This window comes from Photorhabdus heterorhabditis (assembly GCF_001280945.1).
GTDB lineage: Bacteria > Pseudomonadota > Gammaproteobacteria > Enterobacterales > Enterobacteriaceae > Photorhabdus > Photorhabdus heterorhabditis.
In genome coordinates this window covers 59587-73880 of sequence record NZ_LJCS01000015.1, presented here as the reverse complement: position 1 = coordinate 73880, position 14294 = coordinate 59587, and the positions used below count along the sequence as shown (strand labels likewise).

General features: G+C 45.8%; 20 protein-coding genes. 13 read left to right on the top strand and 7 right to left on the bottom strand.

Annotated elements, in window-relative coordinates:
• Window positions 1-185: CHC2 zinc finger domain-containing protein (locus AM629_RS07915; RefSeq protein ID WP_054477782.1), on the bottom strand; the 185-nt coding region annotated here is incomplete at its 3' end.
• Between the two features lie 123 nt (window positions 186-308).
• Here AM629_RS07915 and AM629_RS07910 point away from each other — a divergent pair.
• The 3 genes from AM629_RS07910 (at window position 309) to AM629_RS07900 (ending at window position 1336) form a co-directional block, all read left to right on the top strand.
• Window positions 309-719 carry a helix-turn-helix domain-containing protein gene (locus AM629_RS07910; RefSeq protein ID WP_054477780.1) on the top strand — a complete coding sequence of 137 codons (411 nt, stop codon included), beginning with the start codon at window positions 309-311 and terminating at the stop codon, window positions 717-719.
• Between the two features lie 85 nt (window positions 720-804).
• A complete protein-coding gene (locus AM629_RS07905; protein WP_054477778.1) occupies window positions 805-1125 on the top strand; it encodes a SymE family type I addiction module toxin in 321 nt (106 codons plus the stop codon).
• A 13-nt stretch (window positions 1126-1138) separates the two neighbouring features.
• Entirely contained in the window at window positions 1139-1336 is a 198-nt protein-coding gene (locus AM629_RS07900) for a DUF7706 family protein (protein ID WP_054477776.1), read from the top strand.
• A gap of 48 nt (window positions 1337-1384) precedes the next feature.
• Here the strand turns inward: AM629_RS07900 and AM629_RS07895 are convergent, their stop codons facing one another.
• Genes AM629_RS07895 through AM629_RS07880 form a run of 4 tightly spaced genes read right to left on the bottom strand, consistent with a single transcriptional unit; the run spans window position 1385 to window position 3951 of the window.
• A complete protein-coding gene (locus AM629_RS07895) occupies window positions 1385-1831 on the bottom strand; it encodes a DUF6386 family protein (protein WP_054477774.1) in 447 nt (148 codons plus the stop codon).
• An 11-nt stretch (window positions 1832-1842) separates the two neighbouring features.
• Complete coding sequence (locus tag AM629_RS22985; protein ID WP_235525425.1) at window positions 1843-2763, bottom strand: RHS repeat domain-containing protein; 921 nt, start codon at window positions 2761-2763, stop codon at window positions 1843-1845.
• Window positions 2672-3493: a TIGR03759 family integrating conjugative element protein gene (locus AM629_RS07885; RefSeq protein ID WP_235525424.1), complete on the bottom strand. Its 822-nt coding sequence runs from the start codon at window positions 3491-3493 to the stop codon at window positions 2672-2674. The genes AM629_RS22985 and AM629_RS07885 overlap by 92 nt, the downstream gene beginning before the upstream one ends.
• A gap of 2 nt (window positions 3494-3495) precedes the next feature.
• Window positions 3496-3951 (bottom strand): hypothetical protein, encoded by a 456-nt coding sequence (locus tag AM629_RS07880; RefSeq protein WP_054477770.1) that lies wholly within the window; start codon window positions 3949-3951, stop codon window positions 3496-3498.
• Window positions 3952-4163: 212 nt separating this feature from the next.
• On the opposite strand from AM629_RS07880, the gene AM629_RS07875 reads away from it, so the two are divergent.
• Both AM629_RS07875 and nadS read left to right on the top strand, forming a co-directional pair.
• Window positions 4164-4487 carry a type II toxin-antitoxin system RelE/ParE family toxin gene (locus AM629_RS07875; protein WP_054477768.1) on the top strand — a complete coding sequence of 108 codons (324 nt, stop codon included), beginning with the start codon at window positions 4164-4166 and terminating at the stop codon, window positions 4485-4487.
• Between the two features lie 80 nt (window positions 4488-4567).
• Window positions 4568-4864, top strand: coding sequence for a NadS family protein (gene nadS / locus AM629_RS07870; protein WP_054477766.1), 297 nt, complete (start codon window positions 4568-4570; stop codon window positions 4862-4864).
• Window positions 4865-5005: 141 nt separating this feature from the next.
• Here the strand turns inward: nadS and AM629_RS07865 are convergent, their stop codons facing one another.
• Both AM629_RS07865 and hpaR read right to left on the bottom strand, forming a co-directional pair.
• Window positions 5006-5575 (bottom strand): type II secretion system F family protein, encoded by a 570-nt coding sequence (locus AM629_RS07865; protein WP_235525423.1) that lies wholly within the window; start codon window positions 5573-5575, stop codon window positions 5006-5008.
• Between the two features lie 122 nt (window positions 5576-5697).
• Complete coding sequence (gene hpaR, locus AM629_RS07860; protein WP_054477764.1) at window positions 5698-6135, bottom strand: homoprotocatechuate degradation operon regulator HpaR; 438 nt, start codon at window positions 6133-6135, stop codon at window positions 5698-5700.
• A 468-nt stretch (window positions 6136-6603) separates the two neighbouring features.
• On the opposite strand from hpaR, the gene AM629_RS07855 reads away from it, so the two are divergent.
• The 8 genes from AM629_RS07855 (at window position 6604) to hpaH (ending at window position 14292) form a co-directional block, all read left to right on the top strand.
• Window positions 6604-7236: a fumarylacetoacetate hydrolase family protein gene (locus AM629_RS07855; RefSeq protein ID WP_054477762.1), complete on the top strand. Its 633-nt coding sequence runs from the start codon at window positions 6604-6606 to the stop codon at window positions 7234-7236.
• Window positions 7233-7994 (top strand): fumarylacetoacetate hydrolase family protein, encoded by a 762-nt coding sequence (locus AM629_RS07850; RefSeq protein ID WP_054477760.1) that lies wholly within the window; start codon window positions 7233-7235, stop codon window positions 7992-7994. Before AM629_RS07855 ends, AM629_RS07850 begins: the two co-directional genes overlap by 4 nt.
• Window positions 7994-9460, top strand: a complete 1467-nt coding sequence (gene hpaE, locus AM629_RS07845; protein WP_054477757.1) for a 5-carboxymethyl-2-hydroxymuconate semialdehyde dehydrogenase — start codon at window positions 7994-7996, stop codon at window positions 9458-9460. The genes AM629_RS07850 and hpaE overlap by 1 nt, the downstream gene beginning before the upstream one ends.
• A 64-nt stretch (window positions 9461-9524) precedes the next feature.
• Window positions 9525-10400 carry a 3,4-dihydroxyphenylacetate 2,3-dioxygenase gene (hpaD, locus tag AM629_RS07840; protein WP_054477754.1) on the top strand — a complete coding sequence of 292 codons (876 nt, stop codon included), beginning with the start codon at window positions 9525-9527 and terminating at the stop codon, window positions 10398-10400.
• Between the two features lie 3 nt (window positions 10401-10403).
• Window positions 10404-10790: a 5-carboxymethyl-2-hydroxymuconate Delta-isomerase gene (locus AM629_RS07835; RefSeq protein WP_054477752.1), complete on the top strand. Its 387-nt coding sequence runs from the start codon at window positions 10404-10406 to the stop codon at window positions 10788-10790.
• A 2-nt stretch (window positions 10791-10792) separates the two neighbouring features.
• The gene (locus AM629_RS07830; protein ID WP_188093363.1) at window positions 10793-12022 is read left to right on the top strand and encodes a Bcr/CflA family multidrug efflux MFS transporter; all 1230 of its coding nucleotides are present in this window, start codon (window positions 10793-10795) and stop codon (window positions 12020-12022) included.
• On the top strand, window positions 12012-13484 hold the full coding sequence (locus AM629_RS07825) for an NAD-dependent succinate-semialdehyde dehydrogenase (RefSeq protein ID WP_054477750.1): 1473 nt from the start codon (window positions 12012-12014) through the stop codon (window positions 13482-13484). The genes AM629_RS07830 and AM629_RS07825 overlap by 11 nt, the downstream gene beginning before the upstream one ends.
• A 4-nt stretch (window positions 13485-13488) precedes the next feature.
• Window positions 13489-14292, top strand: a complete 804-nt coding sequence (hpaH, locus tag AM629_RS07820; protein WP_054477748.1) for a 2-oxo-hept-4-ene-1,7-dioate hydratase — start codon at window positions 13489-13491, stop codon at window positions 14290-14292.
• The last annotated feature ends 2 nt before the right edge of the window (window positions 14293-14294 follow it).

The window sequence follows — 14294 nt, the reverse complement described above, 5'->3', positions numbered from 1 at the left end:
AAACAGTGATAGAGGTTTTTTTCCGGGCTGAGGACCATTGACGGGGTTTTTTCCTCATGGAACGGGCACAGCAGCACGTAATCTTTACCGCGTTTAATCAGCTTGCGGCCCTGTTGTTCCGCCACGGCCACTAAGGAGACGGCCGTTTTCAGGTGCTGTAATTCGGCTTCCGGGATGCGTGCCATAACAAAGATCCCCCCAAAAATATGTCAAGATTTATTTTGCTTCGATATGCGATATATTATATATTCGTATTACGATATTAAAGCAAGTCGTTTTTGGAACTCACCTTATACTTGGAGCATTTTATGGCTGATGTGATAGATGAGATTATGCAGACCGAAGAACAGCGCCGGGCATTCGGTAAACGACTCAAAGAGTTACGTAACCAACAGCGACGAACACAGAAGGAAGTTGCTGCCCTGATTGGCTTGCAACTTTCGCAGTACAACAAGTATGAGTCCGGGATGCACATCCCTCCGGCTGATAAGTTGATCCAACTGGCTGAGTTGTTCACGACAACTATTGATTACTTATTGCTTGGCTCGCCTAACGAACAGAGACCAATTAGCAACACGCGATTAATGGAGCGATTTAAAGCACTGGCCCAATGCCAGCCGGAAGAACAGGAGACCGTGATTAAACTGATTGATGCGGTGATTGTTAAGCACCGGGTTGAGTCGGCAATACGCCCTGTTGATCAGGAGAAGAATAACTAAGTCTAAAGTGATTTTTTAGCACGGCGTTGAAGTGCAGCAACACAACAACGCCGCTCACCACAAGCAACTAAGAAGGAGTTGAATGATGGCTAAGGCGCATTCTAAAGCAGAAGCGGCGATAAATAAAGCTGTGAAAACAGAACGTTATTACACGGTGGGCTATGTGCCGAACGGGAACAGGGTTAGCAACGCCACCCCGGCGATACATCTTAAGGGGCAGTGGCTGAGACAGGCGGGATTTAATACCGGCGGCCAGATTACGGTGAAGGTGATGGATGGCTGTCTGGTGCTGATCCCTGACAGTGAGGCCACGCAACAACAGCATCAGCAGTACCAGCGGCAACAGGCCCAACTGCGGGAGATTAAACAGCAGATGCAGGCGCTGATAACCGGTTTTGCGGGTTAAGGGAGAGGATAAAATGAAAGTGGTGATTGAACATTTGCAGGACATTCAGTTAACTCACCTTGAAGCGCTGGCCTTAGCCCAACTGGTCAAGCGGCTGTGCTGGTCTGAGATACGCGCCTGTGCCGTGAATGACGAGGAAGCGTATCAGATTAAGGATGCGATTTCTAAGCTTCAATCCGCTCTGGCTTACCGTGGGTATGCGCCACGGTAGATCATTAATCAGGGCAGAAGATCTGTAAGATCTTCTGCCCTACTTGAATTAACCTAATCTAATAGGCTCCTGAAGGTTATTTGAAAAATACTGACTTTTTATAAATGATATCTGTATGTTGTTTTCATTTTTCTTTAATAAAATCAGATAATTTCCTTTTTCTAAAGATATCTTCTTTCCTGAAATATATTCTGAATCATCAGGTTCTAAATCTCCTCCTGTGGTATCCTCCCCGGCACCAATGAATATTTTTCCCGATGGTGCCTTTATGTTCAAACTAATATCTGGCTGTTCAATATTATCAATAATTTCAATTATATAACCACCATCATCTCTTAAGCCAAAAAAAGCAATATTGCCTTCATTTACTTCTTTTAATTCATCGTCTGGAATACTCCACCAATCAGGAGTATCTGTTATTCTGTGTTTTATTGCTTGTAAATCAAATATAGCTAAAGTTGCTGTATCCGTTGTGAAAAAAAAAGAATCGTTCATTGAAATCATCCTCAAATGAATATTATTTCACTAATTTTATCGCCAGCTTTTAATCCTGCTTTCCTGCCAGCATTTTTCAAAGAGCTACCAACACTTTTATTAATGGACTCATTGAGCATTTTTAGCCTTTGTGTTGCAGAACCACCTACTATAAGGTCTACTGGATGGTCAGCATTAAGTTTTGATAGATCAGGAGCCTTATTGAACATTCTTTCATAGCGTTCTGCCACTGCTTTTCTATAAGAATTTTGTAAAGATGAAATCCTTACATCATGTGTGCCTGGAGACCAAACTAATTCACCTCGTTTAGCCGCTCTGCTTAATGCATTTTGTTTTATCCTAAATTCTCTCTCAAGAAACTTCCGTTCTGCATCAGATAAGTTAGGGTTGCTTAAAATCTTTGGCTTATTAACCGTTAATGTCGAACACCCCGCTAGCCCCAGCGGATCAATCCATCCGGTCGGATTTTGCACATAGCTATAGGTATTCTCGCCACCCCAGAGGCCCGTAGGATCGGCACTCAGGTAACAACAGCCTTCCGGCAAATAATAGCGGAACCGATTATAAAATAAACCACTTTCTTCATCAAAAAGTTGCCCGGCGAATCGGAGGCCCGGGTCCAGTTGCGGGTTCTCGCCGTGTCTGCCCAGCTGCAGGCCATACAGAGACTGCTTCGGCCGCCGCCACACCCGTTTACCCGTCGGGTCGAACAGCGCCAGTGGCTCGCCGGTCGGGGCGCTGACCGCATACTGGGTCTGCACCTCCCCGGCCATCAGTTCCACCCGGTTGTCCAGATTAAGCGTAAACGCCTGCGTCTGCTGCGCCACCAGTTCCCAGCCGTCAAACACCAGATGGCGGATCATTTTCAGCCGGCCATGCTGATACTCGCGGATTTCCGCCGGCACGTCGCCGTCCCACACAAATGTCGTCATATTGTAGCTTCACTCCCATTACCCCATGTTGTAGTACGACCGGCATTTTCCCCTGACCAAATTGTCGCCAGCGTCCGTTGTCATGATTAAGCGTGATTTTTCGGCTACGGACTTTTTCTGAGGGAATATGATGTTTACCTGCCCAGGTACGTAAAACATCATCGTTGCCTTCGCTATCTACCAGGTAAATATCTACCTCACGGTCAGCTGACAAGACAGCAGCCAGCCGGGCATCACAAGCCGCGCAATCCTCTTTCACAAATAACGCCAGCCTCCCTTGATTACCCTGTGCGATTCCGTCCCCCTTGCCTAAATTAACCGGCAAAATATTCGGCGCCAGACGCTTCCAGGCCGCATCCACCGCCCGCTGGAACGCCAACTCTTTTTCAGTACGAACATATTCCTGTTTAACCCACAATTCTGCATAACGTTGACGCGCTTGTACTGTTTCTGCCTCAATGCCCAATGCACTCAACGGATCGAGTCCAGGAGACTGAATGCCCCGTTGCCCCTGCATCAATTGCTGATAACGCTGAAACTCTGCTTCTGTCAATCCCCACATTTGCGCCTGAATACGGTGGTTTTCAGCCTGCGTGACCTGTTGCTGAGTCGCTTTCATTCCCGTCTCTGTCTGTTCAGAGATAGCAACCTGTGCCGCCGAAGCTGACAAAGACATAACAACGCCAATCAGCACCACTCCCTTCCTCTGGCTGAAAAAATCTTTTCTCATCATTACCCTCCATTGACTGACAGGGTTTGACGGTGCCCTTGTACCTGGAACAAAGCCTGATGAGCACGGCTTAAATCAGTCACTGACTGTACCAGCGGTTTCTGTTCGTCGTTAACGGAGCCCTGTTGCGCTATCAATGCCTGATGAAACCGGTCATTTTGCATTTGCCAGTCCTGACGGGAGACAAAGCTGGTATCTGCTTTATCAAGCCGTTCATGCAGCTTTTGCACCTCATCAGGAAAATGCATCAATGACTGAAATTCTACTAACTGATGATGTTGCTGCCGTACCACAAATGCCAGCAACGCTATGCTGACAATAACAAGCAATATTGACAGATATCTCAGACATTTTTTTAACGACAACAACCTGGGTTGAATCTTTTGAGAAACCGCCTGCCGTAAGCTGTCAATTTCAGCTTCAGACGTCGGCAGCAGAGGAGGTATTTCAGTTGTCATACCACAACATCCTTGAGAGGATGACGATGAAAAATCCAACATAAAAAAATGAAAATTCCCCCCCCCAATAATGAGTGCCTAATATAAACCACACATATTATATATTGAAAAGATTTAAATTTAGCCAAACTAACACACAGTGTCATTTTTTACTTGAAAAGTAACACGACGTGTCAGTATGATGTCATCATAGACAGCATGGAGAAGTTACGATGGATTATTTGGAATTTATCGAAACTACCGCTTTCAGTAAGGTTAGAGCAGAACTCATAAAAGATAATGAGTTTCAGGAGCTTCAAACTTACCTGTTGAAGTATCACGAACATGGCGACACGATTAGTCAAACTGGTGGGTGCAAAAAGATTCGCTGGGGTTGCAAAGGAATGGGTAAGCGCGGTGGGGTACGAGTTATTTACTATGTCAGGACGTTAAGTGGTCGATTGTATTTGTTGTTTATTTATCCGAAAAATGTACAAGAAGACCTGACACAAGATCAGAAAGCACAATTGAAAAATGCTGTTCAACATATGAAATAAAATGCAGCCTTCAGGCGGTTAACTTCTCCAATTTTATATCTAAATTTTCATGGAATGATCTAACGTATTGAGGATAAATTATGGAAGAAAACATGTTTAAAGAACTTTTGAGTAGTGTAAATGAGATGGTCGCTATAGAAAACGGTGAATTTCAGCCTAAGCCTGAGCATGTTCATCGTCATGCTATCCCTAATGTTAAATTAATCCGCAAAAATTTCGGGATGAAACAATCCGAGTTTGCGGAAATGGTAGGGGTGAGCACTAGACTGGTGCAAAGTTGGGAACAAAACCAGAGAATACCATCAGGGGCCGCCTTGAAGATGCTATTTTTAATAGAGAAAAATCCGAATATCGTAGACACGTTAAGATCTATTTGAGTTAGAAAAGCATTGCTAATTGTCTAGAACGTTTAGGTAAAGATTGCTGTTTTTTATGCACGTTTGGAAAGTAACTGCGTTGAGCAGTTACTTTCCGATATAACGTCATACTGGCAACGTCCACAATGTGGACGTGCTGCTTCAGGATAATTGCAGCAACAGTGAACACAACATGACAAAATTGGCTCGCCTGTTCACCCGAACGATGGTTTGGTCCAGCCACCGCTCACCATAGCGTCCAATCATGTCAGGAGTACCATCACCTTCCGTCAGCAATGACAGAAAATTCACCGCTTCCTTTGACGGAAAGTCATAGCCACAATGATGCAATGCCCGGCCAAAGTGATCCCCTTCGCGGACACAATCAGCAATAGACTCCAGACGAATTTGTAACCAAGGAGATGCAAAGCGTTGCAGGATAATTAACGCATCCAGCGTCTGAACCTGGGCACGCAAAAGGGAAGCCATGTTCAGTAAAAAAATAGCCCCCTGAATATCGCTATAGACCGACCAGGGGATAAGATGATCCGCAATGCGACGCAGACGGTTGACCCACCGCGGTAGTGAATACGCCACGCCCACAATAAAAGAGAGCAGTAAGACACCACACCACAGAAAAGCATACTCAAAGAATATCGCCATCCCGTTCAGCCATGCCAGCATCCCCTGCCCGTTTTCCGGATCGGCAATATTTCTTAGCGTTGGTACCAATTCTGTTGCGGTGATCAGCAGAAGAAGCCACTGACCTTTGGCATGTATCTATCCCCTACTATCCAGAGGTTAAATCTCACCCATTAAGTATGACTATAGCAGTGAAATCCCTCTCTTATTCCTTACCTATCAATACTTACTTGTGGATTATCACCCACAGCAATCAGTTCCTCCAACAAAACTAAAAGCTGAGCCAGTTTCTCCGGTGAAAAAGCTTTTTCAATGGCCTGATATCCCTGTTCCACCTGCTCTTTTGCCTTCTCATAAAGTTTCTGCCCTTCTGGCGTTAAAGAAACATAAAGTTTGCGTTGGTCATTCATCGGCTTAAGGCGAAAAATTAATCCATCACGCTCCATGCGTGTCAGTATTCCAGTCAAACTTGGACGAAGAATGCAAGTCTGACAAGATAAATCATAAAAATCGATTGACCGGTTATCAGATAGTACGCGAATGATACGCCACTGCTGTTCAGTCAAATTATGACTCTTGAGGATCGGGCGAAAAAAACCCATCGCGGTTTCCCGCGCCTGGAGTAATGCAATTGTCAGAGATTCATGCATGAGTAATGAAGGCTCTTATCTTAGTTAATCACTGATTTACTCCCTGTCGAGAGTCTATACCCTTCATCTTTCAAGCTGCTGCTTTGTTGGATGCGTTCTCTTGCCGCCGCGCTGCAATTTGAAATCTATTGGGTATATATGCCATTTTATAACCACAACAAAAAAAGACTAGCACGTCCTACCACCAACCACAAAGAAAAAATCATAAAGATATTAATAAATAAACAAAAATAAAATGCCAATGTAAGGTTAATAAAAAGTTAATACAAAAATAAAATTTTTATTTAAAAAAATATTAATCAATTGATTAATAACGATAAAAAACAAATTTAGCAAAGAAATTGTTACCAAGATCACAATTAAAATTAACAAAAACATTGGCGTATTGCAACAAAACGACTTATGGTTTATTAATATATTAATAAATGCATCTTAAAACTGTCTGCTTAAGTTTATGAGGAGTTGTTAATGAAAGGCACTGTGTTCGCCGTAGCCCTCAATCATCAGAGCCAGGTAGATTTCTGGCATGACTCATTTCAGCAAGAACCTTATAAAGCCCTACCTAAGACACCTGTATGGTTTATTAAGCCAAGGAATACGGTTATCACCTCCAATGACATTATTCCCCATCCTATAGGTGAAGAAGTTCAGAGCGGTGCAACACTGGCACTAGTAATAGGTAAAACTGCCCGCAAAATCACTATTGAAAATGCAGCCGAATATATCGCAGGTTATGCATTAGCGAATGAAGTCAGCCTGCCTGAAACAGCTTTCTATCGCCCAGCCATTAAAGCTAAGTGTCGTGATGGTTTTTGCCCTATAGGTCAAATGGCGAATCCAGAATCAATTAATGCGCTGGATATCATTACTGAAATTAATGACCAGGAAGTTGATCGCTGGTCAACAAAAGATCTGGTGCGCTCAGCCACAGAATTAGTCACGGCATTAAGTGATTTCGCAACACTGCAAGAAGGTGATGTGATCCTGCTTGGAACGCCACACCAACGTGTATCCATCAAACCAGGTGACAAGGTTGTCATCCGGGCAACAGGTTTCCCATCACTGGAGAATCAGGTTGTGCAAGCAGGAGAAAAAGCATGAAGCACGCAAGAGTCCGTTATCAGGGGCAAGATCTGAATGTTACTGTTGATGATCAGGAAAATATCTGTCTGCCAGATGGCAGTAAAGTCAATAGTAAATCCGTGCAATGGCTACCACCAGCAAATGGCACGCTATTTGCCCTCGGTTTGAACTATGCTGATCACGCTACTGAACTTGAATTTAAGCCACCAGAAGAGCCGCTGGTTTTTATCAAAGCGTTCAATACCCTGACCGGTCATCACCAGTTTTCCGTTCGCCCTGATAATGTGGAATACATGCATTATGAAGCTGAGCTGGTTGTTGTCATCGGCAAAACCGCCCATAAAGTCGCCAAAGAATATGCCATGGATTATGTCGCTGGATACACTGTCTGTAACGATTATGCGATCCGTGACTATCTGGAAAACTATTATCGCCCTAATCTCCGTGTCAAAAGCCGCGATACACTGACGCCTATTGGCCCTTGGATCACAGATAAAGCCGATGTCCCCGATCCCCATAATCTGACATTAAGCACCTGGGTCAATGGTGAACTGCGTCAACGCGGTACAACTGCCGATCTGATCTTCGATATTCCCTTTCTGATCGCTTATCTGAGTGACTTTATGACACTGCAACCCGGAGACATGATCGCCACTGGTACCCCTAAAGGGCTGGCTGATGTGATACCGGGAGATGAAGTTATTGTTGAGGTTGAAGGTGTTGGGCGTCTGGTCAACCGTATTGTCAGTCAACAAGAATATGAGGAGAGCTTGTAATGACGATGATTAATCATTGGATCAACGGCAAAAACGTCAACAGCAAAGATTATTTTGAAACCACAAACCCTGCAAGCGGCGAAGTACTGGCTGAAGTTGCGTCTGGTGGTCAGGAGGAGATTAATCAAGCCGTTGCCGCAGCAAAGGAAGCTTTCCCGAAATGGGCTAACCTGCCAATGAAAGAGCGTGCTCGTCTGATGCGCCGTTTGGGGGAACTGATTGATGAGAATGTGCCTGAAATTGCAGTAATGGAAACCAAAGATACTGGTCTGCCAATTCATCAGACACAAAATGTCCTCATTCCACGCGCTTCTCACAATTTCAACTTTTTTGCCGAAATTTGTCAGCAAATGAACGGCCATACCTATCCGGTCGATGACAAGATGCTCAACTATACGCTGGTGCAGCCAGTCGGTGTTTGTGCTCTGATTTCTCCGTGGAATGTGCCATTCATGACAGCCACTTGGAAAGTTGCCCCCTGTCTGGCGCTGGGCAATACCGCTGTTTTGAAAATGTCAGAGCTTTCTCCATTAACCGCAAATCGGCTAGGTGAATTAGCTCTGGAAGCCGGGATTCCTGCTGGTGTGCTGAACGTGGTTCAAGGCTATGGTGCGACTGTCGGTGATGCGCTAGTGAAACATCACGATGTACGTGCAGTTTCTTTTACCGGCGGTACTGCAACAGGCCGCCAGATTATGAAAAATGCTGGCCTGAAAAAATATTCAATGGAACTGGGTGGTAAATCGCCGGTTTTGATCTTCGAAGATGCCGACATTGAACGCGCACTAGATGCAGCCTTGTTTACGATCTTCTCGATTAACGGTGAACGTTGTACCGCCGGCTCACGCATTTTCATTCAGGAAAGTATCTATCCTGAATTTATTAAACGTTTTGCTGAACGTGCTAATCGCCTGCGGGTTGGCGATCCACAAGATCCAAGCACGCAGATTGGTGCACTTATCAGTAAACAGCATTGGGAAAAAGTCTCCGGTTACATCCGTCTGGGGATTGAAGAAGGTGCAACGCTACTGGCAGGCGGCCCGGATAAACCGACTAATTTGTCGGAACACCTAAAAGGCGGTAATTTCCTGCGCCCAACGGTTTTGGCGGATGTTGATAACCGTATGCGCGTCGCTCAGGAAGAGATCTTCGGCCCTGTCGCTTGTCTACTGCCATTCAAAGATGAAGCAGAAGGTCTGCGTCTTGCTAATGACGTGGAGTATGGTCTGGCTTCTTACATCTGGACGCAAGATGTCAGCAAAGTATTGCGTCTGGCCCGTAATATCGAAGCAGGGATGGTATTCGTTAACACCCAGAACGTCCGCGATCTGCGTCAACCATTCGGCGGCGTGAAAGCCTCCGGGACAGGTCGTGAAGGCGGTGAATACAGTTTTGAAGTGTTTGCTGAGATGAAAAACGTCTGTATTTCTATGGGCGATCACCCAATCCCACGTTGGGGGGTGTAACCGATTCATCAGCGTTAACCTCGGCAAATTCCGGTTTGCCGTCCTGATATCAAGCGAGGATTTTATGGGTAAGTTAGCGTTAGCAGCCAAAATTACACATGTGCCATCCATGTATCTGTCTGAACTACCGGGGAAACATCACGGTTGCCGTCAGGGAGCTATTGACGGACACAAAGAAATCAGCCGCCGTTGCCGTGAAATGGGAGTCGATACCATTATCGTGTTTGATACGCACTGGTTGGTGAACAGTGCCTATCACATCAACTGTGCCAACCATTTCGCCGGTATTTACACCAGTAATGAATTGCCACACTTTATCCGTGATATGAGCTATGAATATGACGGTAATCCTGAACTTGGACAAATCATTGCAGAAGAAGCCCGCAATATGGGCGTGCGAGCTCAAGCACATGAAATCCCAAGTCTGAAACTGGAGTACGGCACTCTGGTGCCAATGCGCTATATGAACAGTGACAAACATTTTAAAGTTGTCTCTGTCTCCGCGTTCTGTACCGTTCATGCTTTTGAAGACAGCCGTCGTCTTGGGGAAGCTATTCTGAAAGCAATTGAAAAATATGATGGTACGGTGGCCGTGCTAGCCAGTGGTTCCCTTTCTCACCGCTTTATTGATGATCAACGTGCAGAAGAAGGAATGAACAGTTATACCCGCGAATTTGATGAACAGATGGATCATCGAGTTGTCCAACTTTGGAAAGAAGGCAAATTCAAAGAGTTCTGCAAGATGCTGCCGGAATATGCAGATTATTGCTATGGCGAAGGCAATATGCACGACACCGTGATGTTGTTGGGTTTACTCGGCTGGGATAAATATGACGGTAAAGTGGAATTCCTGACTGAATTGTTTGCTAGTTCCGGCACTGGACAAGTCAATGCTGTATTCCCGTTGCCTGATTACATTACTAATCACGTTATAGAGTAACTTATGCCACATTTTTATGCTGAATGTACGGAAAATATTCGTGAACAAGCCAATCTGCCAGAATTGTTTAGCAAAGTGCATCAGGCTTTGGCGAAGACTGGCATTTTCCCATTGGGAGGAATCCGCAGTCGCGCCATCTGGCTGGATACCTGGCACATGGCTGACGGTCAACATGATTACGCATTCGTCCATATGACGTTGAAAATCGGCGCTGGACGCAGTCTTGAAAGCCGTCAACAAGTTGGCGAGATGTTATTCACGCTGATCAAAGAATACTTTGCCTCTCTGATGGCACAGCGCTATCTCGCCCTCTCTTTTACGATGGAAGAATTGGACCCAGTATTAAACTACAAACAAAACAACGTCCACGCCTTATTTCGTAAGGAATAATGATGCCGAAGCCCTTTAGTCAACATCCCCCGCGCTGGTTGATCCCTTTATTGGGTTCATTGGTGGCATTCGGGCCTCTGTCAGTTGATATGTATCTGCCTGCCTTGCCGGAAATGGCAAGGCAATTACAAGCAACACAAGGGCAGATGCAATATACCCTGGGCGCATTTTTCATCGGTTTCTGTATTGGAATGCTGTTATATGGCCCATTGAGCGATCGTTTAGGGCGCAGAAAACTGTTGCTCAGTGGTATGGTGTTATTCGTCGTCGCCAGTATGTTGTGTACACAGGTGACACAAGTTGAACATCTGATTTTACTCCGCGCATTACAGGCATTTGGCAGCGGTGCTGCGGTTGTCATGGCCAGAGCTATCGCCCGTGATATCTATGGCCCACAGGAATTACCGCGGGTGTTGTCACTCATGACTTTGGTGACCATGATAGCACCACTTATCGCACCGTTACTCGGTGGTCTACTGTTAACCTATTTCAACTGGCAGGCAATATTTATTCTGCTAACCCTAGTCGGCTGTATCAGCGGATTATTATTATTGTTTTTATTACCCGAAACGCTGCCTGCCAGTAATAGCGCAGGAAAGCTTATCACCACGTTCAAAAATTACGGTACGTTACTGGCTGACGGTGAAGCAATGGCAACTATCGGCACGGTCGCTTTCTCTTGTGCCGCCATGTTCGCTTTTATCAGCGGCTCACCTTTCGTTTATATCAATTATTTTCAGGTTCCAGCGAATTATTACGGATTACTGTTTGGCTGTAACGTATTGGGCATGATCGCTATGGTGTTGCTCAATGTCCGGTTATTGAAAGTTTACAACCTTTCCCGTCTGTTATTGATCCAAACCACTGCGCAATTACTGTTTGGTATTTTGCTGGTTATTTTTTATCAACAAAATCTTACTATTATCGTTATTTTGGTTGTACTGGTTATATCGCTGGTTAATGCCATTGGTACTAATGGCCTCTCTTTATTACTTCAACATCGTGGTCAATTTGCCGGCAGCGCCAGCGCGCTCGCTATTTCTACTCAATTCGCTATGGCTGCACTCGCCAGCGTTGCGGTTTCTTTATTACAGGATGAAACCCCTTTTGCTATGGCCCTTGTGATGGCAGTTTGCGCTGGACTAGGTTGGTTATGCCAGCAACTGGCAACTTTTCGCCAACAGATGCAACTCACTCAGGTGTCTCCCGGAGAAAAAAACAATGACAAATAATGTCAATATCGCACTACTGCGTCAGCAAGCTTATATCAACGGACAATGGATCGATGCCGATAACAAAGTGACTTTTAATGTGACTAACCCAGCAAATGGAGAGGTTATTGCACAAGTCAGTGATCTGGGTTCTGCTGAAACAGAACGCGCCATTGAAGCGGCTCAACAAGCCCTACCGGCATGGAGAGCAACGACCGCTAAGCAACGTAGCCAACTTCTGCAACGCTGGTTCCAGTTAATAATGGAAAATCAACAAGCCCTCGCTGAATTACTGAGTCTGGAACAAGGGAAACCCCAAGCAGAAGCCATGGGAGAAATCGCTTATGGCGCCAATTTCATTGAGTGGTTTGCAGAAGAAGGTAAGCGTACTTACGGTGAAACCATCCCAAGCCCTCTACCGGGCCGTCGGCTTATCACTATCAAGCAGCCTATCGGTGTGGTTGCCGCTATCACGCCGTGGAATTTTCCTAATGCCATGATCACCCGCAAAGTTGGCCCTGCACTGGCAGCCGGCTGCACTGTGGTACTGAAACCCGCCTCAGAAACACCACTTTCAGCTCTAGCTTTGGCGGCGCTGGCTGAACAAGCCGGCATTCCGGCTGGTGTATTGAATGTTGTCACCGGAATAGATGCGAAAACCATCGGCGGCGTTTTGACTCAAAACCCGATTGTCCGCAAACTCTCCTTTACCGGTTCAACTCGTGTCGGTAAGTTACTGATGGCACAAAGCGCCGATACCGTGAAAAAGCTATCGCTGGAACTGGGTGGAAATGCACCATTTATTGTTTTTGATGACGCGGATATTGATGCGGCGGTACAGGGCGCACTAACCGCCAAATTCCGCAACAGTGGTCAAACATGTGTTTGCGCTAACCGTATTCTGGTTCAAGAAATGATTTATGACACATTCGCAAAACGTCTGGCACAAGCAGTCAATGCACTGCAAGTTGGTCCTGCCAGTAACGTCAAATCACAACAAGGTCCGCTGATCAATCAGGCAGCCATTGATAAAGTGCAGGAACACATCAGTGATGCTGTTTCTCATGGTGCATGCATACTGGCTGGCGGGAAACCCCATGCGCTGGGCGGTTTGTTCTTCGAACCTACCGTACTGGCTGATGTCAATGAATCCATGCTTATTTCCCGAGAGGAAACATTCGGCCCCATTGCGCCACTATTCAAATTCCGTGACGAAGCAGAAGCTATTCATCTGGCCAATGATACCGAGTTCGGTCTGGCTGCGTATTTCTACTCTCGTGATATTGGCCGAATCTACCGGGTAGCCGAAGCACTGGAAAGCGGCATGGTAGGTATTAATGAAGGTTTGATTTCTAATGAAGTTGCGCCGTTCGGTGGCATTAAACAATCTGGACTGGGACGTGAAGGCTCACGTTACGGTATTGAAGATTATCTGGAAGTGAAATATCTCTGCTTTGGTGGCATAGAAGACACAGGAGCTTAACCGTATGTTACAGAAAGAAGTCATATCACAGATTGCGCACCGGCTGCATCAGGCAGAGAAAAGCCGTGAACAAATACGCCAGATCTCGTTGGATCATCCTGAAATAACCCTTGATGATGCTTATGCCATCCAGCGTGAATGGGTGGATTTAAAAATTACGGAAGGTCGGGTACTCAAGGGCCATAAAATTGGCCTGACCTCCAAAGCTATGCAAGCCAGTTCGCAGATCAGTGAGCCAGACTACGGTGCTCTGTTGGATGATATGTTTTTCCCTGACGGCAGCGATATTCCCTGTGATCGCTTTATTGTTCCCCGTATCGAAGTCGAACTTGCATTCATATTGGCAAAACCTTTATGTGGCCCGAACTGCACGCTGTTTGATGTTTACAATGCAACAGATTATGTCATTCCGGCACTGGAATTGATCGATGCCCGTTGCCATAACATCGATCCAGAAACCCATCGTCCGCGCAAAGTGTTCGATACTATTTCAGATAATGCCGCTAATGGCGGTGTGATCATGGGGGGGCGACCGATTAAACCAGAAGAATTTGATCTGCGCTGGATCAGCGCCCTGCTCTATCGCAATGGCGTGATTGAAGAATCTGGTGTCGCAGCTGCGGTACTTAATCATCCGGCTAACGGTGTCGCATGGTTGGCAAACAAACTGGCGCCACATGGTGTTCAGCTTGAAGCAGGGCAAATCATCCTTGGTGGCTCTTTTACTCGCCCAGTTCCGGCACGTAAAGGCGATACTTTCCATGTGGATTACGGCCACATCGGTTCTATTAGCTGTCGTTTTGTGTAAAG

Bases quoted from the DNA above. Each gene is read 5' to 3' on its own strand.
- hpaH (WP_054477748.1), top strand. From the start codon at position 13,489: ATGTTACAGAAAGAAGTCATATCACAGATTGCGCACCGGCTGCATCAG.
- AM629_RS07850 (WP_054477760.1), top strand. From the start codon at position 7,233: ATGAAGCACGCAAGAGTCCGTTATCAGGGGCAAGATCTGAATGTTACT.
- AM629_RS22985 (WP_235525425.1), bottom strand. From the start codon at position 2,763: ATGACGACATTTGTGTGGGACGGCGACGTGCCGGCGGAAATCCGCGAG.
- AM629_RS07885 (WP_235525424.1), bottom strand. From the start codon at position 3,493: ATGAGAAAAGATTTTTTCAGCCAGAGGAAGGGAGTGGTGCTGATTGGC.
- AM629_RS07835 (WP_054477752.1), top strand. From the start codon at position 10,404: ATGCCACATTTTTATGCTGAATGTACGGAAAATATTCGTGAACAAGCC.
- nadS (WP_054477766.1), top strand. From the start codon at position 4,568: ATGGAAGAAAACATGTTTAAAGAACTTTTGAGTAGTGTAAATGAGATG.
- AM629_RS07910 (WP_054477780.1), top strand. From the start codon at position 309: ATGGCTGATGTGATAGATGAGATTATGCAGACCGAAGAACAGCGCCGG.
- AM629_RS07830 (WP_188093363.1), top strand. From the start codon at position 10,793: ATGCCGAAGCCCTTTAGTCAACATCCCCCGCGCTGGTTGATCCCTTTA.
- AM629_RS07900 (WP_054477776.1), top strand. From the start codon at position 1,139: ATGAAAGTGGTGATTGAACATTTGCAGGACATTCAGTTAACTCACCTT.
- AM629_RS07825 (WP_054477750.1), top strand. From the start codon at position 12,012: ATGACAAATAATGTCAATATCGCACTACTGCGTCAGCAAGCTTATATC.
- AM629_RS07875 (WP_054477768.1), top strand. From the start codon at position 4,164: ATGGATTATTTGGAATTTATCGAAACTACCGCTTTCAGTAAGGTTAGA.
- AM629_RS07905 (WP_054477778.1), top strand. From the start codon at position 805: ATGGCTAAGGCGCATTCTAAAGCAGAAGCGGCGATAAATAAAGCTGTG.
- AM629_RS07855 (WP_054477762.1), top strand. From the start codon at position 6,604: ATGAAAGGCACTGTGTTCGCCGTAGCCCTCAATCATCAGAGCCAGGTA.
- AM629_RS07880 (WP_054477770.1), bottom strand. From the start codon at position 3,951: ATGACAACTGAAATACCTCCTCTGCTGCCGACGTCTGAAGCTGAAATT.
- AM629_RS07895 (WP_054477774.1), bottom strand. From the start codon at position 1,831: ATGAACGATTCTTTTTTTTTCACAACGGATACAGCAACTTTAGCTATA.
- hpaR (WP_054477764.1), bottom strand. From the start codon at position 6,135: ATGCATGAATCTCTGACAATTGCATTACTCCAGGCGCGGGAAACCGCG.
- hpaD (WP_054477754.1), top strand. From the start codon at position 9,525: ATGGGTAAGTTAGCGTTAGCAGCCAAAATTACACATGTGCCATCCATG.
- hpaE (WP_054477757.1), top strand. From the start codon at position 7,994: ATGACGATGATTAATCATTGGATCAACGGCAAAAACGTCAACAGCAAA.